Consider the following 21,021-nt stretch of genomic DNA (forward strand, 5'->3'; position numbering starts at 1 on the left):
ATACTGCGTTGTGAATTAACTATAGTGATAGAACGATAAATCAAAAGGAATGGATATGATTACCGCTCTCTACGCTTGTATTTTGACTGTACTACTGATTTGGCTGGCAATTCAGGTTATTAAACTGAGACGCAAGAATAAGGTCGCTTACGCAGATGGTGGGGTCGAAGCGCTTCAAATAGCGCGAAGTGCGCAAAGCAATGCGAGTGAATACATTCCCATTACATTGATATTAATGGCGCTATTGGAGTACAACGGCGCGCAACCTGTTTGGATACATCTCACCGGTATCATCTTCGTGATTGGGCGTATTATTCACGCGCGAGGTATTTTGCAAGAGAGATTTAAAGGTCGGGTTAAAGGGATGCAGCTGACTTTTCTAATCATGGTTGCGTTGGTTGTTTTGAATGTGATTTATCTGCCTTACGACAAGATTTGGTAAAAAGCCCTGCATGAATGTTTTCTGCCGGGCTTGTTACTTTGACAATCTATTTTAAGCACTTCTGCGAGCGAAGGGTAATCGAATATGTCGACCAAACGCGTTAATCATCGCACCTGTGACGATTAACCCTGCGCCAATGTACGTCCATACTGACGGTAGCTCACCAAAGACGACAATACCTATCAGGCCAGAGAAGACTATCTGAATATAAGAGTAGGCTGAGGCTTTGCCTGCTTCTTGAGTCTGCATAGCTTTCGTCATACCAAGTTGACCAATTTGGGTGAAAACACCAATTAAAACCAACATGATGGTCAGATAAAGATCAGGCACAACAAAATTGTCTCCCATCAATATTATCGACGCAGGCAGGGCGACAAGAGGGAAATAGAAAATAATGACTGAACTGTCTTCTGTCCGGCTCAATTTTCTGACGATTACATATGCGATAGAGCTACCAAACGCGCCTAACAGTGCCATCATGACGCTAAATGGAGGTAGTGCATGTTCCGCTGATGCACCGGTTTCGGGGCGCACCATCACGTAGATACCAAGCAAACATAACGCGATACAAACCAATGTTGATGGTTGAATCCGCTCTTTTAAGAAAAATACCGCGAGCAAAGCGGTAAATGCCGGATGAATATATTGGAAAATGGTCGCTTCTGCCAAAGGTAGCGTGGTGACAGAGTAGTATACGCAGACTAACGCAACGGTGCCCACAGCCCCTCGAATGAACAATAAAGGTTTGTTGTTTCCCCAGATAGAAATTCGTTTACGCTTCACATCTAAGTAACTAATCACTAAGGAAACCAGAGCCCTTGCTGCGACGATCTCAAAAACGGGGATACCGTATAAACTGACGTGTTTGACCGTCGCGGACATCAGTGCGAAACCAAAAGCCGAAAGAACCATAAAGCGCACACCAATGGGAACCATGGTGCTTAAAGAATTAGACATGAGAATGCTCGATTGTTGCGTGAGATCTCACTTTAACATACTCAGCGTTCAAAATATGCCACTAGATAAAATGAAATTTGCCGATAAAATGGCATTACACTTTGATATTTATCCGCTTCGCCAATCATTAGCAATGCATCGATACATTACGTTTTATGGTTGGTATAAATTTGCCTAACTCACGAGGAAATAACATGATTCCAGTACAAGCAACCCACGTGTCAGGTGTCGTCATTTCTGAGATTGATGGCGTGATCAAAATGTTGCTCTTAAAACGTGTGAAAGGCGGTTACTGGTGTCACGTCGCAGGTGGTGTAGAAGAGGGAGAGCTAGGGTGGCAAACCATCTTAAGAGAACTTAAAGAAGAAACACAGATAACCAATGTAGAGCTGCATACCGCCGACTTTCTAGAGCAGTTTTATGAAGCGAAAAAGAACCGTGTCATGGTGATCCCTTGTTTTGTTATGTTCTGCCAGCCCAATCAAGGTGTCACGCTAAACCACGAGCATACTGAATATCGCTGGTGTACATTAGAAGAAGCGAAACAATTGGCGCCTTTTGCAAATCAACACAAACTTTATGAACACGTGTGGATGAATTACGTTGATAAGTCCAAACTGACTCCTTTCACACTCATAGAACAAGAATAAAGGAAGATAATGCTGCAAGCCGATAATTTACAACAACGCGCTGCGATATCTGACAGAATATCGATGGAGCCGTTGGCGTCGAAACACACCTTAGAGCTGCTAGAAACCGTCAATGCCAATCGTGAAAGGCTAACGGTTTATTTACCCTGGCCTGAGTTTGTGACCAACAGACGTGAAGCTCGCCACTACATTTCACAAAGAGTCGATAGCAATGCAGTCGATGCATATTGGTTTGCGATTTATTTCGATGATCGTTTTGCTGGAGTGATTGGCTCAAAAGGGGTCGATCCAGAGACACGCGCGACCGAGATAGCTTATTGGCTTGCGGATCATGGCAGAGGTAATCAGCTAATTGATCAGGTGCTTTCTATTCTGATCCTTTACCTTAAAAAGAAAGGGAATGCTCAATCGATCCAATTCCACTGCTTAGAAGAGAATACCCCGAGTATCAGAATTGCCGAGCGTACTGGGGCGAAACTGAAACACTACCTGGATCATGAGTTTGATATGTTGGATCGTTCTCAGAGGTTGGGAGTCTATGAGTTGCCTCTAAGATAACGTATTTAAAAAAACCGCCTTAATCGGCGGTTTTTTGTTTTTCGGAAAGGCCTTCGCCAGACTTACCAAAGACCAAGTAATTTCCACCATGCGCCACCCACGAAAACAAAAATCGGGATAACGATGAGAGAGAAGATGAAACCAATTTTCCACCAACTTTGCAGGCTGTGGAATCCTGCGCCAAACAGAATTGGCGCGGGGCCAGAAGAGTAGTGGGTAGTTGACATGTAAAGGTTACTGAAAATACCCAGTACGATAGCGGCCAACATAGGTGGCGCTCCTGCCGAAATAGCAATGGCAAGGAATGCTGAGTACATTGCGCTGATATGAGCCATGGCGCTCGCCATTAGATAGTGGCTGTAGTAGTAAACCAGCAGCAATACAACAACCGTTGTAACCCAGCCAAACCCAGATAACGATTCGCTCATAGACTGGCTGAACCAGCCGATAAAGCCAAGGCTGTTAAGTTGTGCTGCCATCATTACCAGAACGGCGAACCAAGTGATGGTATGCCAGGCTTCTTTTTCTCCGAGTACTGCGTCCCAGGTAATGGTGCGTGTCATCAGCAAGAACACCAAACCCAATAGTGCAGTAACGGTCGAATGAATGCCTAACGTTGGGCCAAGAACCCACAGTGACACCATACCAACGAAGGTAATACCAACCATGATTTCATCACGAGTCATATTGCCCATTTCTGCCAATTTCTGACGAGCGATTTCGCGCATCTCTGGCGTTTTCTTTAACTCAGGCGGGAACACGAAGTACATCACAAGTGGAATAAGGAATAAACACAGCAGGCCCGGTACGATCGCTGCCGTTGCCCAACCCGCCCATGTGATCTCGACGCCTTGTTCTTTTGCGAAGTTAGCGGCGAGAGGGTTACCTGCCATTGAAGTCAGGAACATCGCACAAGTGATCGCATTACATTGGAAGATACATTGAACCAAGAAAGAACCGATACGGTTTTCTGTGCCTTTTTCTGGATCAGAATCGTATGCGCTGGCGACAGAACGGAATAGAGGAGAGATGATGCCGCCACAACGTGCTGTTGTACTTGGCGTCGCAGGTGCAAAAAGCAAATCGGTTAGAACAAGGCCGTACGCAAGGCCAAGTGAGTTGTGGCCTAATTTGGCGATAAACCAGTAACCCACACGACGCCCGAACCCAGTCGTGATAAAACCGCGGGAGATGAAAAACGCAGCGGCGATCATCCAGATAGTCGGGTGTGCAAAGCCAGTGAGAGCGGTCTTTATCGGTAGCACATCTAGTAATGTCGCTACGGTTAAACCGGTTAAGGCCATTGCGCCAAGAGGTAAAGGAGCAAGAATCAAACTTAACACAGTCGTGACAAAAATAGCCATCATATGCCAGGCTTGATCGGATAGTCCTTCAGGTGCCGGGAGAAACCACAATATACAGCCTATCGCAACCAGCAGGAGCATTTTCATTTTGGAATTATTCATACATCCATCTCCAAGTTAATTTTTCTCCATAATAGGGTCTGGATGGTGAGGAAAACTGAGGCAAATCAATTTCATGAGGAAGTGGTTTTTGCACTTGTTTAACTTGGGTGCTGAGGTAGATTCGGGCTGCAAACGCATTGAGAATAAACTCATTAAAATAATAAAAATCATAAAATTCATCATTGAGATATCGGTCAAGTTTTATCGCGTATTCCTCAATAATTGGTACAGACTTACGGTAAGCTTTGGTCTAGGTAATCTTTAGGAATTCTCACGTGGCTATCACCTCTTTTACCTTCACCAAGCAATTGGCCGCATTACTGAGTGGCGTGATGCTATTTGTTATGCTGAGCTGGTGGAGTTACAGTGCGTATCAATTGGATGAGGTCCTCACTCATCAAATCAGTTTGCGAGCACAAGTCCAGTCTCAGCAGCTATCTCTGTTACCCAGTCTCGTTACCGCTGTTTCATCTGGAAAAGCCGAAGCGGTGTCAGAGATCATTACTGCAGTTCAGGCGGTAAGTGATGCCGACTTTATTACCGTTAGCGATAAAAACGGTATCAGGTTGGCACATCCGGTTGAAGCACGCATTGGCCTGCATGTTACTGGCGGCGATATCGAAAGAGCGTTAAACACTGGTGATTCTTATCTGTCGTACGGTATCGGCTCTTTAGGTCCTTCTATTCGTTACATCTCGCCAATTTTGTCTGACGATGGCAACGTGATTGGAATGATCAAAGTCGGATACCTCATTGATACGGTCGACTTATGGACCAGTGAACAGCTGTTACCTTTGCTCGTATTTGGGCTTGGTGCAGTTTGCATTTGTATTTGGTTGTCCTGGAAGTTCTCACACTATGTCAGAAAACAGATGCAAGAGATGGAACCCTGGCAGCTTAAGCAAGCATTAAAAACCTATCAAGGCGTATTGGAAGCCACTTATGAAGGGTTAGTCGCGATAAACTCAAAAGGCCATGTATACCTGATTAATGATTCTGCTCGTTCGATGTTGAATTATAATCTAGAACACGGTGAAGCATTCATTGATGGTATTGATAACCCAACCAGCTTCTCTCTTGCCGGAGAAGACTACATCAATGGTTTGATTCGCGTGAATGGAAAAAACTTGGTGGTGAACCGAGTAACGTTACGAACCTCAACCGGAGAACCTTATGGTGCCGTGTTTAGTTTGCGTGACCAAAATGAGCTGCATGTACTCTCAGAGAAAATTAGTCAGGTAAATCAGTACATGGAGAATATGAGAGTGGCTCGGCACGAATATCAAAATAAACTCTCGACGATTTCAGGTTTACTGCAGATGGGGGCCTACGAAAAAGCATTAGCGGTTTGTTTGTCGCAAGCCAAAGCCAGCCAGTCACAGCTGGATTCATTAAATGCTCTTAAGGGCCGTCCTACGTTATCTGCGTTGATTTTGGCGAAGGCGAGTAAAGCAAATGAACTCGATGTTGCCTTCAGCATTGATTGTCAAAGCGATTTGAGTCGGCTCTCTAAGCGTCTATCGGAAGAACAGTTGTGCGCTTTGATAGGTAATCTGGCACAAAACTCATTAGATGCTGTGAAAGGAAAAGAGGATGGTCGCGTTGATATTCATATCTCAGAATCTGAGTGCGAGTACACTATCCAAATAGTCAACAATGGACCGATGGTTGAAAGTGAACTGGAAACCTTGTGCGAGCTTGGGTTTACCAGCAAACTAAGCAATTCCGAACATGGCGTAGGTATGCATATCGTTCGCTCTGTAGTTGAGCAAGGTCGCGGCCATATGGAACTTGATAGCGACGAATTAGAAACGGCATTCACCGTGTATTTTTCTAAGGAGATAGCATGATAAAAGTTGTGATTGTAGAAGATGATCCTAGCATAGCTGAGCTGCATCACCACTTTGTAGAACAAGTCGAAAAATATCAGGTAGTTGGTATCGCTGGTAGCGTCCATATTGCTCGCCAGTTAGTCGAGAGAGTGCAACCAGACTTGGTCATCGTCGACAATTATCTTCCCGATGGCTTGGGTGTCGATCTGGTCTATCAATGGCTCACTAATGAACACAAGCCCGAGTGCATTTTGGTTACAGCGGCAAATGATGTTGATACCGTTCAAAAAGCTCATCGGTTTGGTGCGTTTGATTATTTGATTAAGCCGATGGACTATTCACGCCTTACTGAAAGCTTGCAGCGATTTGCAAAAGTGAAAAATCACATGAGCAGCCAAGGTTCTTTTCGGCAGTCTCAATTGGATGATCTGTTTCATTCTGGCAAGTCGAACACAGTTGAACTGAATCAGGTCGAGCTTGCTGGGCTTGACCCTTTTATGTATCGACAGGTTATCGGCCTGTTCACTCACATTAATATCGAACATACTGCTGCCAGTGTATCCGGACAGTTGCCGATCAGTAAAAGTACGGCTCGTCGCTATTTGGATAAAGCGGTTGAACAAGGAGACTTGGTGGCGTTTCTAGAGCATGGCAAGGTAGGGCGCCCAACACGGGTGTATCGCAATAAACACATCTCAGAAAATTAACTGAATCAAATTTTAAGCAAAATAAAGGCTCTTAAAGAGAATTCAATAAGAGCCTTTTTCTTTGAGGTTTGGGGGAATATCAATGTAGAACCTCACTACTGAACCTTAGGTATTTGCAGTCGTTCATCAATTCTTTAAACGACTCTCTGTCTAGTTTGATCAATGTTTCATGGTCACCCGCTTCTAGATAGACATGATCCAGATTTGCTAATCTTTCATCGCACACCGTTGCCATGTGGTATGGGCTACCAATTGGCGGTACCGCCCCATGTTCGCAGTCGGTAAAAAGACGATAAACCATGCTTTCTTTAACCAAGTGGAAAGAAGCGTTGAACTCGTCGTTTAATCTCGACAAGCTAATTTTATTGTTGGCCGGTAATACCGCCATCATATGATGACCGTCGTGATCTTCAAGGATCACGGCTTTCGCCAAGTTCATCAAAGGTATACCTGCAGATACACCACTTTGAAGAGAGCTATGACTGTGGCTGTGATTCACTGTTTGAAAGTGAATATTGTGATCAGTCAGGTATTGATCCAATCGGGTTGCAATCGTCATAAAACCTCCACGTGTATTACACCTTTAAGAGTATAGGAGATAAGTGAAGTCATCGCTTATTTTCTCTCGGTTCAATGACGCTTATTAAGCGCCTGTCCTACGCTTACGTTAAAGCCTGCGTGAACGACGGGCAATAACTGAACTGGAGGCAACATGAGTAAACCAATTATCGCCGACAACAAGCCGATCAAAGTCAATTTGCTGGAAGGGAAAGAATACTATTTTTGTCGTTGTGGGCGATCGAAAAGCCAACCTTATTGTGATGGTTCACATTCCGGAACTGGTTTGAAACCGATGAGCTTTGTTGCCGAAAAAGATGAAGAGGCGTACTTATGTCGCTGTAAGCAGACCGCCAACGCGCCTTTTTGCGATGGTACCCATAAACAATTCACGGTAGATCAAGTGGGGCACGAAGCACCTGAAGTGAAAAAAGAGAAAAGTGGAAAACCAGCGGCGGCGTCGACACAAGAAGAACCTACTTTGGAGTTCATTCACCAACTGGCGCGAGAAGGTCTATCTAAATTTGGCCATCATGGACCAATGGTAGCAATGGGGGTGCCTAGACATCTGTTACCACATTGGGACGCAATACAAATTATGGTCGCTCAGATGGCCACTCAGCCATTGATGGAAGATGTGCCAGTCGCAACCGAGTTAATTGTGGGGCCGAATGCACGTAAGCCTCTCAAATTGGCGATCCCTTTGTTAGTCTCGGACATGAGTTTTGGCGCGTTATCAGAAGAGGCAAAAATTGCGCTCTCTAAAGGCGCAGAATTAGCCGGTACAGGAATTTGTTCAGGTGAAGGGGGAATGTTGCCTGAAGAGCAAGCCGCAAACTCACGGTATTTTTACGAGCTTGCCAGCGCACAATTTGGCTATGACGAGTCTAAATTGCATGGTGTACAAGCTTTTCATTTTAAAGGCGGACAGGGCGCGAAAACGGGAACCGGAGGACACCTGCCGGGCAGTAAAAACGTAGGGAAAATAGCTGAAATACGTGGTATTCCCGAAGGAGAACCAGCGATTTCTCCTCCGACATTTAGAAATCTTCATTCCGTTCAAGATTTCAGGAAATTTGCTGACAGAGTACGTGCCATTACCGGAGGTATACCCATTGGCTTTAAGCTCAGCGCAAATCATATCGAGCAAGATATTCAGTTCGCTCTGGAAGCCAGTGCGGATTACATCATTCTTGATGGTCGTGGCGGTGGTACTGGCTCTGCTCCTTCTATGTTTCGTGATCACATTAGTGTACCAACCATTCCTGCTTTAGCTCGTGCGCGCAAATACTTGGATGAAAAGGGTGTTAGTGACAATGTCACGTTGATTGTGACTGGCGGATTAAGAGTACCGATGGACTTTGTTAAAGCCTTGGCGTTAGGGGCGGATGGTGTTGCCATTGCTAACAGTGCGATGCAATCTATCGGCTGCGTAGCGGCACGAATTTGTAACACCAACAACTGTCCTGCTGGGGTTGCCACACAAAAACTGGATCTAAGGCAGCGTCTTGATATCGACAAATCCTCCCAACAATTGAAGAACTTTTTTGATGCTTCCGCAGAGCTGATGCAGGTGATGGCCAGAGCATGTGGGCACAATGCACTTAGTCAGTTCAACATCAATGATTTAGCTACATGGGACAGGAATATGGCACAGTTATCAGGAATAAAGTATTCGGGAGTCACCGACATTTAAACGTAATGGGGCTTAACCCTAAATGGGGGCATATTTGGTGATGCATACCCATTTCGGATAGAACAAAATATTGACTAAAAACTCATCCGCAATTCGGTGTATAGACTACGCTGTTATAAATGAATGTTTTCTGTTCATTTAATCCAGTGAATATTTTTTATTAGTGGCTTCTGTGCCCCTAACAAAGGAGTTTTTATGAGCGATACAAGCGGCGGTTCAGTCGGCAAATGTCCGGTCATGCATGGTGGACAAACATCGACAGACAAGTCAGTGATGGATTGGTGGCCAAATGCGTTAAATTTAGACATCTTGCATCAGCATGACTCCAAAACAAATCCATACGGTCACGACTTCGATTACAAAGAAGAATTGAAAAAGTTAGATGTCGAGGCGTTGAAGAAAGATTTGAAAAACCTAATGACAGACAGCCAGGACTGGTGGCCAGCGGACTGGGGCCACTACGGTGGTCTAATGATCCGAATGGCTTGGCATGCCGCAGGTAGCTACCGCATTGCCGACGGTCGAGGTGGTGGTGCAACTGGTAACCAACGTTTTGCTCCGCTTAACTCCTGGCCAGATAACGCTAATTTAGATAAAGCACGACGACTCCTTTGGCCAATCAAAAGGAAGTACGGTAACAAAATAAGCTGGGCAGACCTTATTCTCCTGGCTGGGAACATGGCTTATGAATCGATGGGCTTTAAAACTTTTGGCTTTGGCTTCGGCCGTGAAGATATCTGGCATCCTGAACAAGATACATACTGGGGTTCTGAAAAAGAATGGCTGGCACCCAGTGGAGGCAAAGGAACACGTTATTCGGGCGAGCGTGACTTAGAAAACCCACTAGCTGCAGTAATGATGGGCCTGATTTACGTGAACCCCGAAGGCGTTGACGGTAACCCAGACCCGTTGAAAACAGCGGCGGACGTACGAGTAACCTTTGCGCGTATGGCGATGAACGATGAAGAGACTGTGGCACTGACGGCTGGTGGTCATACCGTAGGTAAATGTCACGGTAATGGTGATGCGGGCAATCTTGGCCCAGATCCGGAAGGCGCAAATCTCGAGGAGCAAGGTCTGGGTTGGATGAACCACAAAACACGTGGCATTGGGCGCGATGCCGTGACCAGTGGCCTTGAAGGCGCATGGACAACGCACCCGACTAAGTGGGATAACGGTTATTTCCATTTGTTGTTTAAGTACGACTGGGAACAGAAAATGAGCCCGGCTGGCGCTCATCAATGGGAACCAGTCAATATCGACGAACAAGACAAACCCGTTGATGTCGAAGACAGCTCGAAACGATACAACCCGATCATGACAGATGCTGATATGGCAATGAAAGTGGATCCGGAATATCGCAAAATTTCAGAACGATTTTTAAACGATCAAGCGGCTTTTGAAGATGCGTTTGCTCGTGCTTGGTTCAAACTTATTCACCGTGATATGGGACCAAAATCTTGCTACTTTGGGCCAGACGTTCCCGCTGAAGATCTGATTTGGCAAGACCCAGTTCCGGCAGGCAGCACCAGCTATGATGTTGATTCAGTCAAAACCAAGATTGAAGCGAGTGGTTTAAGCATTGGTGAGTTGGTCAGCACGGCTTGGGATAGCGCACGTACATTCCGCGGCTCGGATCGTCGTGGTGGTGCAAATGGTGCTCGAATTCGCCTCGCACCGCAAAAAGATTGGCAAGGTAACGAGCCACAACGTTTGAGTAAAGTGCTACCTGTTCTAGAAAAAATTGCCTCTGAATCAGGATGTAGCGTTGCAGATGCGATTGTTCTTGCTGGTAACGTTGGCGTTGAACTAGCGGCACGTGCAGCGGGTTACAATGTCACAGTTCCGTTCTCACCTGGTCGCGGTGATGCGACTCCAGAGATGACTGACGTCGAGTCTTTTGAAGTTCTCGAACCTTTGGCAGATGGATACCGAAACTGGTTGATGAAAGATTATGTGGTCAAACCAGAAGAATTGATGCTAGATCGTACGCAGTTAATGGGTCTGACAGCACCGGAAATGACAGTACTCGTTGGTGGTATGCGCGTACTTGGAACCAATTATGGCGGCAGTTCAGATGGCGTGTTTACTGACCGCGTTGGCACCCTGTCAAACGACTTTTTTGTCAACTTGACAGATATGGCAAACAGTTGGGTACCAAAGAGTGAGAATCAGTACGAAATCGTCGATCGTAAATCGGGTGCCGTGAAATGGACGGCAACAAGAGTCGACTTAGTTTTCGGTTCTAACTCTATTTTACGCTCCTACTCAGAAGTGTACGCTCAAGATGATAATCAGGAAAAATTCGTTCATGATTTCATCAACGCGTGGGCAAAAGTGATGGATGCCGATCGTTTTGATCTATAGGGAAACAAACGAGTTCTTTTAATTAAATGTCATACAGGCGGACTTAATGTTCGCCTGTTTTTTTATTGGTACTGTAGGCATCCCATCTAATAATCAAACCAGTTCTGAACATTAACCTTCTGGAAATCAAAGAAAGCGGAATGAATAGCGATTAAACTGCGTTGAACGACCAACCAAAGTGCCAGAGTTATGACTCAAAACGCTATTCAAGACAAAATCGCTAGCTTCTCTCGCATAGAAGAGGCGCTGAATTATTTCGAGATCGAATTCGACAGCCGGTTTATCGAGAGTCATCGCACCGAATTAGTAAAGCGATTTAACGGCTATTTAATTTTGACCAAGCCCGATGATTGGTTCTCAGCACGTCGAGCACTCAAAAATGCATACTGCAAAGTACAACGCGGCTTGCTGGACAAAACGACTCGATCAGCCTGTCGAGGCTGCACGTCGTGTCAAAGACGCTAAGGCTATTATTCGGCGTTGAATGTCTACATACTGCAAACATAGATTACTCGCGACTTACGCTAGAGTATTTGGCATATGCTAATTACACATTTTTAGACCGTGTGAAGTGCCATTATGCTAACAGATACTGAACATCATAAACCTCATCAGTCCCACAACCATTGCGCAGTGTGCGCACCAATTGAAAACAATCCCCACTCTTTATCCGTCCATTACCAACAGCTATCGGATCATTCCATTTTTGGCAAATTCGATGTGCTTAACCGTCATCAAGGTTACACAGGGTTGTTGCATGGTGGTATTGCCAGTTCACTGCTCGATGGCGCGATGACCAACTGCCTATTGTCGATGGGTGTCGAAGCACTAACAGCACAGCTCGATGTCCGCTATCACGCGCCTATCGCTTTAAAGGAACATATTGAAATAACTGCGCATTGCGAAAGGGAAAAGCGTGGCGTTTATCAGTTAGTCGCTCAGCTAAGTGTCAATGAAGAAGTCAGAGTCAGTGCAATAGGAAAATTTATTCGCCCTAAAACATAGCTAACCGTATACTCGTACCTAATGATGATTCCATGGAGGGAATATGAAAGAATTTGATGAACTACTCTCAATCGCGACGAGGAAGTCAGAGTTTGATCTGACCAATACCTGGTTTAAAGGTGTTGAGACCTATCTGGTTGCTATCGGAAAAGAAGTGGAAGAGGTACGCGAAGAGATAGCTGAAGATCGTCTCTGCTACCTGGAAGATGAACTTGGTGATGTGCTGTGGAATTATTTGAATGTGCTGAAAGCGCTGGAAAGAGAGAAAGGCATTGACCCTAAGAAAGTTCTGGATAGGGCTTGTAATAAATACGAACAACGCATTTCCGCTATCGAGTCAGGCAGCAGTTGGGAAACGGTTAAGTCTAAGCAGAAAGAAGCATTGCGTGAGGAGTTGGCTGAGCAACAAGAAGCTCGAAAGCAAGCATAGCAACTTTGGTTACAATCAAGCTCCGGTATTGAGCATAAAGTCGTACAAGTCTTAATAGCCATGTCTTACTATAAACCGACAAAACCAAGTGCTAAACTACACGTCTGTTTTACTTAGTGATTAAAGGTAATTTGATGAACCCGATTCTTGCAATGTTGAAAGAGAACAATATTAGTGATGCTCAAGTTAATGAGCTATTTCAGGCGCTGACGCAAAACCCTCTTGCAGCAATGGCAACTATCAGCCAGTTGGGTCTACCTCAGGATCAACTTCAAGCGCTAATGGCGCAGGTGATGCAAAACCCAGTGATGATCAAAGAGGCCGTAGAGGAATTAGGTCTGGACTTTTCAAAAGTCGTAGAAGCAAAAGAAAAACTTCAGCAGTAACAGAGTCTTCTCAAATAAATATAAAAAGCCGCTAAAATATTACGTTTTAGCGGCTTTATTTTTACGCGATTTTTATTTGCTTGTCAGCGACCTCGGTTAACCATAGGCAACACTAGGGAACCACAATACCAATTGTGGCCATACGACCAGACAGATTAAGGCGATTAACTGAATCGCGATAAACGGAATCACACCACGATAGATATCCTTCAGGGAAACACCTTCAGGACAAACGCCTTTTAAGTAGAACAGAGCGAAGCCAACCGGTGGGGTCAGGAAACTGGTTTGTAGCGCCATTGCGACGAGCATAACAAACCATACCAAACTTGGGTTATCCACCACGCCATGACCGTCAAGCTCAATGCCTAAGCTTGCTACCACGGGTGCTAGCAGAGGCAGCGCTATAAGGGTAATTTCTATCCAGTCGAGGAAGAATCCAAGCAAAAATACGATTAACAGAATAAACGCGATAATGCCGTATTGACCGAAAGGTAAGCCACTCAGGAACGACTCGATCAGTTCGTCACCGCCTAACTCCCTTAGTACCAAAGCAAAGCAGGAAGCACCCAAGAAGATCATGAATATGTAGGCAGTCGTTCCGTATGAAGAAAGCATTACTTCCTTCAAAACTTTTAAGTTGAGCTTCTTGTTATAAGCTGCAAGTAATGTTGCCCCTAAAGCGCCTATGCCAGAAGCTTCTGTTGGAGTAGCAATACCCGCAAATATCGAACCTAACACACAGAAAATCAGGATAACGGTCGGTGTGATATCTTTGAATACTTGTAAGATAAGGTTCCAGTCAACAGGCTCTACATTTTCTGGAATGGGTGCTTTGCTAGGTGTCATTTTGCCAACGGTAAGGATATACATAATGTATAAACTGCCCAGTAACAGACCCGGCATAATCGCGCCCATAAACAGATCGCCAACCGACAACCCAAGTTGGTCGGCCATAATCACCAACATGATGGAAGGTGGAAGCAGTATGCCTAATGTACCTGCTGAGGCGACCGTCCCAAGTGCCAGAGGAAGATGATAGCCCTGACGCATCATACTCGGCAGAGACATCACTGTTAACAGCACAACCGATGCACCAATGATGCCTGTAGAGGCGGCGAGTATGATACCAATCGCCATCACGGTAATCGCTAAACCACCGTGTACTTTGCCGAATAGCGCCTGCATCGAGGTCATCAGTTTTTCGGCAATACCAGACTTATCGAGCATGTTGCCCATAAAGATAAACATCGGCAGGGCAACTAATATCCAGTTATCCATCACCTTATAAATACGGTTAACAACGAGACCGAGGGTGGTGTAATCGAGCCCGGTAAACGTATCAAGATAGAGATCGGCAAAATAACCGATTGCCGCGAAGACGATGCCAATCCCACCAAGCACGTACGCTACGGGAATACCAGTGAATAACAGCAGGATGAACGAGCCAAACATGGCGATTACAATCCATTCATTCGCTTCCATGATCGTCTCCTTTGATTAAGGTATCCATATCGCGTAATAATTTCGCCACCATTGAGAGCAACAGCAAGCTAAAGCTTAAAGGGATCACGGCTTTTATCATCCAGCGATAAGGTAAGCCGGAAGGTGCGGCTGAACTCTCGTTGACGCGCCAAGCTTCGTAAGCGAAGTCGTAGGAATGGAGAATGACGATAACAACGAATGGTGCCGCAAGAAACAGAATACCGAGTATGTCGACGAGGGCTTTTTTGCGAGCGGAGAACTTGTGATAAAACAGGTCAACTCGAACGTGCAAATTGGTCACCTGTGCATACGCGGTTCCGAACATGACTGCTGTGGCATAGAGGTGCCATTGCAGTTCTTCAAGCGCAATTTGCCCGTTGGAAAAGACTTTGCGCATTACGACCTGAATGATGATAACCGCTATTAACGCGAGGTTTGTCCAGGCCAACGCTTTACTCGCGGAAATAACCAGCCTCTCGATTTGAAAATAGAGTGGGACGGTTGGGGAAGAATATAGCACTTTGCTCATTGGCTACTCCTAAAGGCCAGCGAGAGACGCTGGCCTTGTATTAACATCGACTATTGGTTTTGTGTTTCACGCGGCAGGAAGCCGTTCGCAGACCACAACGCGTAACCCTTACGGAAATTGTTCAGGTCGGTCCAAACTTTGTCGAAGAATGGGTCTTCTGCTTTTTTCTCTTCCACGACTTCCATCCAGGTGTTTTTGAATAGATTCAACATATCTTGGTTCCAGTAGCGAATCTCAACACCATTTTGTTTCGCTTTTTCCATGGCAGCGTATTGCATCGCTTCACCTTCTGCGATCGAGTAAGTCATTGCCGCCATACACGTGGTTTCGACTGCAGATTGCTGAGTTGCACTCATGCCATTCCAAGTGTCTTTGTTGATCAACAGTTCAAATACCGTTGATTGTTGGTGCCAGCCTGGGAAGTAGTTGTACTTGGCTACTTTGTGGAAGCCTAAGCGGTCATCAACGGCCGGTTGCGAAAATTCAGAGGCGTCAATTGCACCTTTCTCAAGTGCACCAAAGATCTCGCCACCTGGGATCTGCACTGTACCCACACCAAGTTTTTCCATCACAGACGCGCCTAATCCGTAGAAGCGCATATTGAGACCTTTTAGATCCTCTGGTTTTTCAATAGGTTTGCGGAACCAGCCTGATGTTTCAGGAGAGTTCATCGCACATGGCATTACTTTGACATTGAAGCCGCCTTGGTCGTACATCTCTTGGTAGAGCTTCAAGCCGTTACCAAAGAAAAGCCACGCCATAAACTCAGGGGCTTCAGGGCCGAAAGGGATAGACGAGAAAATTGCTGAAGCTGGAAGTTTACCTTGCCAGTAACCGGAAATGGCGTAGCCAGCGTTCACTTTACCCGTGGATACGGCATCAAGAATCTCCGGTGGGTTAACCAACTTACCCGGCTCGTAGATTTTCATTTTGATGGTGCCACCGGAGGTTTGTTCAATTCTGTCTGCAAACCATTGGATAGGGGTACCTAGAGCTGGAAGGTGGCTACCAAAAGCAATAGGGGTTTTTAGTAGTATCTTCTTATCAGCAGCCTGAGCACTAACAGAAAGACCAGAAGCGGTGAGCATCAACGCAGTAGCAATGGCAACTTTCTTAAGATTCATGGAGATCTCCTTGTTTGGGTATTCCTTGTTAATATTGCTAAATGTGAACAGAGCGTATTAATTGATGTTAATGCAATGTTACATTGGGGTTTAGTTTAGGAGGGAGATTGGACGCTCTCCATTAGCAAAATTGCGCAAATTGAGTCGGTAATAAGTGCAGTTTTTGCTACGCAGATTCAGTAAAACTACGTATAAGAACGGATTCGGAAAATGGGATTGGTTAGCAACCGCAGGCTTACAATAAACATCATATTACTCTCAATCGTTCCATTGGTTGTTGTGGTGGTTATCGTCGCAAGTATCTTATTTAGTCAGGCAAAACAGTTGGTTGATGACCAAGTCGCATTAACACGACTCAATGTCTTATCGGTCAAAAAGCAAGAGCTGAAGCAGTACGTAGAAATGGCAGTGAAAAGTATCAAGCCATACTACGAAGATGCGTCATTACCTCCCCAAGTCGCTAAGCAACTAGTGGCCGAAAAATTGAGCCAACTCACATATGGGGAAGACGGATACTTTTTTGTCTACAGCTGGCAAGGTGATGCTCTAGTCCTGCCTTATCAACCAGAAAGGGTTGGTAGAAATTGGTGGGGCGTTGAAGATCTTACGGGCAAAAAGCTGCTTCAGGAGCTGATTCACGCAGGGCGAGCGGGGGGCGGGTTTGTTAATTATCTCTGGCATAAACCATCGACAAAAGAACCACTACCCAAGTTGAGTTATGCGATTTCTCTTGATAAGTGGCAATGGATGGTTGGAACGGGTGTCTACATAGACGATATCGAGAAACAAGTCGCGCAGATGGAAAATGGCTTCGATCAGAATATCGGAAAAACCAGCAGTGCGCTTTTTGTACTGATGTTTGTTGCAATTACGGTCATCGCTGGGTTGGGGGCGTCACTGAACCTAAACATGCGTCGTTTAGCCAACGAGCAGCTCAGCGTCTTAAACCAGCAGATTATTGATTCTCAGGAAAATGAGCGACATCGAGTCTCGCGCGAATTACATGACGGAGTAAATCAACTGCTGGTGGCTGCCAAATATCGCTTAGATAACGTGACTAAAGAGCAAGATGATGCAAAGAAACAGCTTGAATTAGATGCGAGTAAAAATGCTATGGAACAGGCGATTGTCGAAGTTCGGCGCATCTCAAAAGACTTGCGACCACCACAGTTGGATGATTTAGGCTTGGTGGCAGGTATAGAGGCATATCTGAACGAGTTACGCGAGCGTACCCAATTAGAGGTGATATTTGAACACGATATCGAAGGTGAAGAGTTTCTTCCTCAAGTTGAAACCACTCTTTATCGAGTCGGACAGGAAGCGTTGCACAACGTTGAAAAACACGCCAACGCGCAAGGTGTCGATATCATCATGCAGCGTGAAGGAAGGATGTTGATTCTGACAGTCAGCGATGATGGTGTCGGAATCCCTGCTAACCATCTCAAAGCGTATAAAAACAAGCAATCGACGCTAGAGCATATGGGGCTGCAAAATATGAAAGAACGAATTCAAGCTATTGGCGGCATGTTGGAGGTCAATAGCGAACCAGGACAAGGCACGGAGATTCGTGTGAGTTTAAACATGGAGTTTATATGATTAAGTTGGTATTGGCCGATGATCATAGGTTGATGCAAGACGGGCTCAAATCACGGTTAGAACGAGAAGATAACTTGGAGATCCTAGATTGCGTCGGAAATGGCAAGGATGCTTTGAATAGTACATTGACCCTAAAACCGGACGTGTTGCTGCTTGATATTAATATGCCGAAGCTTAATGGGATTGAAGTGTTAGAGAAGCTGACAAAAAGCGCCAGCAAAACGGCAGTAATTATGCTTTCTATGCATGATAGTCGTGACTACGTTATGCGATCAATCAAAGCTGGCGCTAAGGGCTACGTATTAAAGGACGTTGGCTCAGAAGAGTTAGTTATGGCAATTAACCAAGTCGCGGAAGGTCGCTCGTATCTGTGTTCACAGGCGTCTGATCGTCTTCTTGAACAGATCAACCAAAAACCAGAACCAAGTGATAACACGCTGTCAAAGCGAGAATCGGATGTGCTCAAAGCGATCACCAATGGTGCCTGCAACAAGGAAATTGCGGATTCGCTCCATATCAGTGTTCGTACGGTAGAAACGCACCGGCTGCGGATCAAAAAGAAACTCGGAGCCACTTCGACAGCAGCTTTGGTTAAGCTCGCTCTGCAGAAAGGATTGGTGAGCTGATGGTCGCTAACTTACTGTCGAGCCGTCAGCCGATCCTAGATAAAATTGTGTTTTTCTGCGCGGTTGTCCGGTTAGGCTCGTTTCGAGAAGCCGCGTTGCAGCAAGGGATCTCGCCTGCCGCAGGAAGCCGCTGGGTGAAAGAGCTCGAAGAGTCGCTGTCGGTTGAGCTGATAAAGCGAAGCACTCGCCAGCTTGTGACCACACAAGCAGGTCAGCTTCTGTATGATAAATTCGCCCCTTTACTGCCAGATATCGCCAGTTTATGCGAAGAGGTGCAAAATCTGGCAGAGGAACAACAGGGTGAAATAAAGCTTTCTTCGACGCCCTTATTCGCCCGGCAATATTTAACTAAAATTGTTGCAGAGTATATGACGCTGCACCCGCAGGTGAATTTCAAAATATTCATTGAAGCGGGGGAATTTGATCCTCTCAATGTTGATTTTGCCTTTCGTGCCAGCGCGAGTTATCAGGGTGAACCAGAGAAAGACTCGTTACTCGTTAAGCGCCGCATGTTACGAGAGCCTTTGTATTTGTGTGCTTCCAAATACTACCTGGAGCAGCATGGAACGCCTGAAAATCCTCAAGACCTCAGCCAACATCGCTGTTTGTATGCTCGAACGCTGGTGGGTGGGAATCGTTGGTGCTTTGAGTATCAGGGAGAGGTAGAAATCGTGACCATTTGTGACACCCTGGAGTGTGACAACAGTGAAATGCTCTTGGATCTTGCCTTGGAACACGCCGGCATTGCCTATCTTCCGCACTCTTTGGTCTCTGACTCAATAGAGAGAGGTGAGCTTGTTCATATCCTGCAAGATCACCACTGTGCCAGTTTCGATATCAATATGTTTTACCGTCCACGCTCACCAATGCCAGAGCGTTGCAGTGGTTTCAAAGAATACCTCTATAGACGAGTAGGAGAGCTATGCGATCATTCCTAATATGAAATTCTCAATCTCTAATTCTGCAATTAACATCTGGGTAACATCGCACTAAGCTGAAAACCAATAAAGTACAGTAACTAAGGAAGGTTAATGTGGTTACTAAATTGACAGCAGAACAAGCGGCAGAGTGGATTGAAGATGGCGACGCGGTCTTACTGGGTGGTTTTATCGGTAGCGTAGTACCGGAAGCGATTGAAAGAGCAATAGGCGAACGTTTTAGAGACACTCAGTCACCGCGAGATTTAACGCTGTTATTTGCTGCAGGCCAAGGAGACGGTCAAGGCCGGGCAATCAACCACTTAGCGGAACAAGGGTTAGTGAAATGCGCTATTGGCGGGCACTGGGGGCTGGTTCCTAAACTTCAGCAGTTAGCGGTAGATAACCTCATACAAGGATACAACTTACCGCAGGGTATCATCTCCCACTTACTCCGAGATACGGCGGCAGGTAAGTTGGGCACCGTGAGTAAAGTTGGCTTAGGTACCTTTGTGGACCCGCGTTTAGAGGGTGGAAAAATAAATCAGGCGACGTCCGATGATTGGGTAGAACTGATTGAGCTCGGTGGAGAGGAGCATCTTTTTTATCATAAGCTACCTGTGACGGTGTCTATCCTTCGCGGAACGACCGCAGATGAGAATGGCAACATTACCATGGAAGATGAATGCTTGATCGTCGAAAGTCTGGCGGCGGCACAAGCGGCACGTAACAACGGCGGTAAGGTCATTGTACAGGTCAAACAAATAGTGCCAGCCGGAAAACTTGACCCTCATGCGGTTAAGATTCCGGGAATCTTCGTCGATGCGGTTGTTGTGTGTGAAGATCCAACGGAGCACATGCAAACTTTCGCAACCATGATGAACCCCGAGTTTGTTGGTATTGAAAATGTAAGTGACAACGTCACAAAAAACTCATTCTCATCGACCCAATCAAAGCTTGACGCAAAAACCATCATTGCCCGCCGAGCGGCAATGGAGCTTAAACCCAACTCCATTCTCAATTTGGGCATTGGTACGCCGGAATACATTGCTGAGGTCGCTAAGCAAGCCGACATACTTGATCAATTTACCTTAACCGTAGAACCCGGAGCAGTAGGTGGGATGCCGCAAAGCGGTCTCGATTTTGGTGCTGCTCGTTTACCTCAGGCGATTATCGGCCAAGACCAGATGTTTGATTTTTATGATGGTGGTGGTGTTGACCAAGCCTTTCTCGGATTGGCGCAAAGTGACGTTACTGGGAATATAAACGTATCACGCTTTGGTAGTAAAATCGCTGGCTGTGGCGGCTTTATTAACATTACTCAAAACGCCAAACAGGTTTACTTCTGTGGCACCTTTACCGCGCAAGGCCTAGCAGTGGAAGTGGACAATCAGGCTGTTAGTATCGCCCAAGAAGGGAAGCAGAAGAAGTTCATCAAGCGGGTTGAGCAAATCACTTTCAGCGCAGCCCAAGCATTAAACAAAAATAAACCGGTAATGTACATTACTGAGCGTGCCGTGTTCCAACTCTCTCCGTCTGGATTAGAGCTGATTGAAATCGCCCCTGGGGTGGATTTAGACAAAGACATCCTTCAGCGGATGGAGTTCACACCTGTCATCAGCCCGTCACTGAAAGTAATGCCAAATGCCATCTTCCAGCCATCATTCGAACTTACTTTATAAATGCTGGATAA

At 45.8% G+C, this 21,021-nt stretch carries 21 protein-coding genes; 15 read left to right on the plus strand and 6 right to left on the minus strand.

Features of this window, described 5'->3' with window-relative positions; genetic code table 11:
* Positions 1–55 precede the first annotated feature (55 nt).
* On the plus strand, positions 56–442 hold the full coding sequence (locus tag OO774_RS21605; protein WP_263839671.1) for an MAPEG family protein: 387 nt from the start codon (positions 56–58) through the stop codon (positions 440–442).
* A 51-nt stretch (positions 443–493) separates the two neighbouring features.
* Here OO774_RS21605 and OO774_RS21610 read toward each other — a convergent pair whose 3' ends face one another.
* Positions 494–1,399, minus strand: a complete 906-nt coding sequence (locus tag OO774_RS21610) for a DMT family transporter (RefSeq protein WP_264906635.1) — start codon at positions 1,397–1,399, stop codon at positions 494–496.
* Positions 1,400–1,593: 194 nt separating this feature from the next.
* Between OO774_RS21610 and OO774_RS21615 the strand changes: the two genes are divergently transcribed.
* Both OO774_RS21615 and OO774_RS21620 read left to right on the plus strand, forming a co-directional pair.
* On the plus strand, positions 1,594–2,049 hold the full coding sequence (locus OO774_RS21615) for an NUDIX domain-containing protein (protein ID WP_264906636.1): 456 nt from the start codon (positions 1,594–1,596) through the stop codon (positions 2,047–2,049).
* Positions 2,050–2,058: 9 nt separating this feature from the next.
* The gene (locus OO774_RS21620) at positions 2,059–2,607 is read left to right on the plus strand and encodes a GNAT family N-acetyltransferase (RefSeq protein ID WP_264906638.1); all 549 of its coding nucleotides are present in this window, start codon (positions 2,059–2,061) and stop codon (positions 2,605–2,607) included.
* A 62-nt stretch (positions 2,608–2,669) separates the two neighbouring features.
* On the opposite strand, the gene OO774_RS21625 is transcribed toward OO774_RS21620, so the two are convergent.
* Positions 2,670–4,073, minus strand: a complete 1,404-nt coding sequence (locus OO774_RS21625; protein ID WP_264906640.1) for an anion permease — start codon at positions 4,071–4,073, stop codon at positions 2,670–2,672.
* Positions 4,074–4,348: 275 nt separating this feature from the next.
* Here OO774_RS21625 and OO774_RS21630 point away from each other — a divergent pair, with 275 nt between their 5' ends.
* On the plus strand, positions 4,349–5,923 hold the full coding sequence (locus tag OO774_RS21630; protein ID WP_264906642.1) for a sensor histidine kinase: 1,575 nt from the start codon (positions 4,349–4,351) through the stop codon (positions 5,921–5,923).
* Positions 5,920–6,612: a response regulator gene (locus OO774_RS21635; protein WP_264906643.1), complete on the plus strand. Its 693-nt coding sequence runs from the start codon at positions 5,920–5,922 to the stop codon at positions 6,610–6,612. The genes OO774_RS21630 and OO774_RS21635 overlap by 4 nt, the downstream gene beginning before the upstream one ends.
* Positions 6,613–6,691: 79 nt before the next feature.
* Here OO774_RS21635 and OO774_RS21640 read toward each other — a convergent pair whose 3' ends face one another.
* Positions 6,692–7,171 (minus strand): YbaK/EbsC family protein, encoded by a 480-nt coding sequence (locus tag OO774_RS21640; protein ID WP_264906644.1) that lies wholly within the window; start codon positions 7,169–7,171, stop codon positions 6,692–6,694.
* A gap of 153 nt (positions 7,172–7,324) precedes the next feature.
* Here OO774_RS21640 and OO774_RS21645 point away from each other — a divergent pair, with 153 nt between their 5' ends.
* The 6 genes from OO774_RS21645 to OO774_RS21670 all read left to right on the plus strand — a co-directional run bounded on the left by OO774_RS21645 (position 7,325) and on the right by OO774_RS21670 (position 13,054).
* Entirely contained in the window at positions 7,325–8,866 is a 1,542-nt protein-coding gene (locus tag OO774_RS21645) for a glutamate synthase-related protein (RefSeq protein WP_264906645.1), read from the plus strand.
* A gap of 195 nt (positions 8,867–9,061) precedes the next feature.
* Complete coding sequence (katG, locus tag OO774_RS21650) at positions 9,062–11,233, plus strand: catalase/peroxidase HPI (protein WP_264906647.1); 2,172 nt, start codon at positions 9,062–9,064, stop codon at positions 11,231–11,233.
* Positions 11,234–11,422: 189 nt separating this feature from the next.
* Positions 11,423–11,698: a nitrogenase-stabilizing/protective protein NifW gene (locus OO774_RS21655; RefSeq protein ID WP_264906649.1), complete on the plus strand. Its 276-nt coding sequence runs from the start codon at positions 11,423–11,425 to the stop codon at positions 11,696–11,698.
* 114 nt (positions 11,699–11,812) lie between these two features.
* Positions 11,813–12,238, plus strand: coding sequence for a PaaI family thioesterase (locus OO774_RS21660; protein ID WP_264906650.1), 426 nt, complete (start codon positions 11,813–11,815; stop codon positions 12,236–12,238).
* 43 nt (positions 12,239–12,281) lie between these two features.
* Entirely contained in the window at positions 12,282–12,668 is a 387-nt protein-coding gene (locus OO774_RS21665; RefSeq protein WP_264906652.1) for a MazG nucleotide pyrophosphohydrolase domain-containing protein, read from the plus strand.
* Between the two features lie 134 nt (positions 12,669–12,802).
* Positions 12,803–13,054, plus strand: coding sequence for a DUF2999 domain-containing protein (locus OO774_RS21670; RefSeq protein WP_264906654.1), 252 nt, complete (start codon positions 12,803–12,805; stop codon positions 13,052–13,054).
* 96 nt (positions 13,055–13,150) lie between these two features.
* Here the strand turns inward: OO774_RS21670 and OO774_RS21675 are convergent, their stop codons facing one another.
* The 3 genes from OO774_RS21675 to OO774_RS21685 are packed head-to-tail and all read right to left on the minus strand — an operon-like array spanning position 13,151 to position 16,189.
* Complete coding sequence (locus OO774_RS21675) at positions 13,151–14,536, minus strand: TRAP transporter large permease subunit (RefSeq protein ID WP_264906655.1); 1,386 nt, start codon at positions 14,534–14,536, stop codon at positions 13,151–13,153.
* Complete coding sequence (locus tag OO774_RS21680; RefSeq protein WP_264906657.1) at positions 14,523–15,065, minus strand: TRAP transporter small permease subunit; 543 nt, start codon at positions 15,063–15,065, stop codon at positions 14,523–14,525. Before OO774_RS21680 ends, OO774_RS21675 begins: the two co-directional genes overlap by 14 nt.
* Before the next feature lie 50 nt (positions 15,066–15,115).
* Positions 15,116–16,189: a TRAP transporter substrate-binding protein gene (locus OO774_RS21685; RefSeq protein ID WP_264906659.1), complete on the minus strand. Its 1,074-nt coding sequence runs from the start codon at positions 16,187–16,189 to the stop codon at positions 15,116–15,118.
* A 210-nt stretch (positions 16,190–16,399) separates the two neighbouring features.
* Here OO774_RS21685 and OO774_RS21690 point away from each other — a divergent pair, with 210 nt between their 5' ends.
* From OO774_RS21690 to OO774_RS21705, 4 genes are all read left to right on the plus strand, one after another.
* On the plus strand, positions 16,400–17,785 hold the full coding sequence (locus OO774_RS21690) for a cache domain-containing protein (protein ID WP_264906661.1): 1,386 nt from the start codon (positions 16,400–16,402) through the stop codon (positions 17,783–17,785).
* Entirely contained in the window at positions 17,782–18,411 is a 630-nt protein-coding gene (locus tag OO774_RS21695; RefSeq protein WP_014234118.1) for a response regulator transcription factor, read from the plus strand. The genes OO774_RS21690 and OO774_RS21695 overlap by 4 nt, the downstream gene beginning before the upstream one ends.
* Positions 18,411–19,349 carry a LysR family transcriptional regulator gene (locus OO774_RS21700; protein WP_264906663.1) on the plus strand — a complete coding sequence of 313 codons (939 nt, stop codon included), beginning with the start codon at positions 18,411–18,413 and terminating at the stop codon, positions 19,347–19,349. The genes OO774_RS21695 and OO774_RS21700 overlap by 1 nt, the downstream gene beginning before the upstream one ends.
* Before the next feature lie 95 nt (positions 19,350–19,444).
* Positions 19,445–21,010, plus strand: coding sequence for a CoA-transferase (locus tag OO774_RS21705; protein WP_264906664.1), 1,566 nt, complete (start codon positions 19,445–19,447; stop codon positions 21,008–21,010).
* Positions 21,011–21,021 lie beyond the last annotated feature (11 nt).

It is taken from the genome of Vibrio sp. STUT-A11 (assembly GCF_026000435.1).
In the GTDB taxonomy this organism is placed as follows: Bacteria; Pseudomonadota; Gammaproteobacteria; order Enterobacterales; family Vibrionaceae; genus Vibrio.

What these genes read in the sequence shown, in the direction of transcription:
- OO774_RS21605 (WP_263839671.1), top strand. Translation starts at nt 56, where the DNA reads ATGATTACCGCTCTCTACGCTTGTATTTTGACTGTACTACTGATTTGG.
- OO774_RS21610 (WP_264906635.1), bottom strand. Translation starts at nt 1,399, where the DNA reads ATGTCTAATTCTTTAAGCACCATGGTTCCCATTGGTGTGCGCTTTATG.
- OO774_RS21615 (WP_264906636.1), top strand. Translation starts at nt 1,594, where the DNA reads ATGATTCCAGTACAAGCAACCCACGTGTCAGGTGTCGTCATTTCTGAG.
- OO774_RS21620 (WP_264906638.1), top strand. Translation starts at nt 2,059, where the DNA reads ATGCTGCAAGCCGATAATTTACAACAACGCGCTGCGATATCTGACAGA.
- OO774_RS21625 (WP_264906640.1), bottom strand. Translation starts at nt 4,073, where the DNA reads ATGAATAATTCCAAAATGAAAATGCTCCTGCTGGTTGCGATAGGCTGT.
- OO774_RS21635 (WP_264906643.1), top strand. Translation starts at nt 5,920, where the DNA reads ATGATAAAAGTTGTGATTGTAGAAGATGATCCTAGCATAGCTGAGCTG.
- OO774_RS21640 (WP_264906644.1), bottom strand. Translation starts at nt 7,171, where the DNA reads ATGACGATTGCAACCCGATTGGATCAATACCTGACTGATCACAATATT.
- OO774_RS21645 (WP_264906645.1), top strand. Translation starts at nt 7,325, where the DNA reads ATGAGTAAACCAATTATCGCCGACAACAAGCCGATCAAAGTCAATTTG.
- katG (WP_264906647.1), top strand. Translation starts at nt 9,062, where the DNA reads ATGAGCGATACAAGCGGCGGTTCAGTCGGCAAATGTCCGGTCATGCAT.
- OO774_RS21655 (WP_264906649.1), top strand. Translation starts at nt 11,423, where the DNA reads ATGACTCAAAACGCTATTCAAGACAAAATCGCTAGCTTCTCTCGCATA.
- OO774_RS21660 (WP_264906650.1), top strand. Translation starts at nt 11,813, where the DNA reads ATGCTAACAGATACTGAACATCATAAACCTCATCAGTCCCACAACCAT.
- OO774_RS21665 (WP_264906652.1), top strand. Translation starts at nt 12,282, where the DNA reads ATGAAAGAATTTGATGAACTACTCTCAATCGCGACGAGGAAGTCAGAG.
- OO774_RS21670 (WP_264906654.1), top strand. Translation starts at nt 12,803, where the DNA reads ATGAACCCGATTCTTGCAATGTTGAAAGAGAACAATATTAGTGATGCT.
- OO774_RS21675 (WP_264906655.1), bottom strand. Translation starts at nt 14,536, where the DNA reads ATGGAAGCGAATGAATGGATTGTAATCGCCATGTTTGGCTCGTTCATC.
- OO774_RS21680 (WP_264906657.1), bottom strand. Translation starts at nt 15,065, where the DNA reads ATGAGCAAAGTGCTATATTCTTCCCCAACCGTCCCACTCTATTTTCAA.
- OO774_RS21685 (WP_264906659.1), bottom strand. Translation starts at nt 16,189, where the DNA reads ATGAATCTTAAGAAAGTTGCCATTGCTACTGCGTTGATGCTCACCGCT.
- OO774_RS21690 (WP_264906661.1), top strand. Translation starts at nt 16,400, where the DNA reads ATGGGATTGGTTAGCAACCGCAGGCTTACAATAAACATCATATTACTC.
- OO774_RS21695 (WP_014234118.1), top strand. Translation starts at nt 17,782, where the DNA reads ATGATTAAGTTGGTATTGGCCGATGATCATAGGTTGATGCAAGACGGG.
- OO774_RS21700 (WP_264906663.1), top strand. Translation starts at nt 18,411, where the DNA reads ATGGTCGCTAACTTACTGTCGAGCCGTCAGCCGATCCTAGATAAAATT.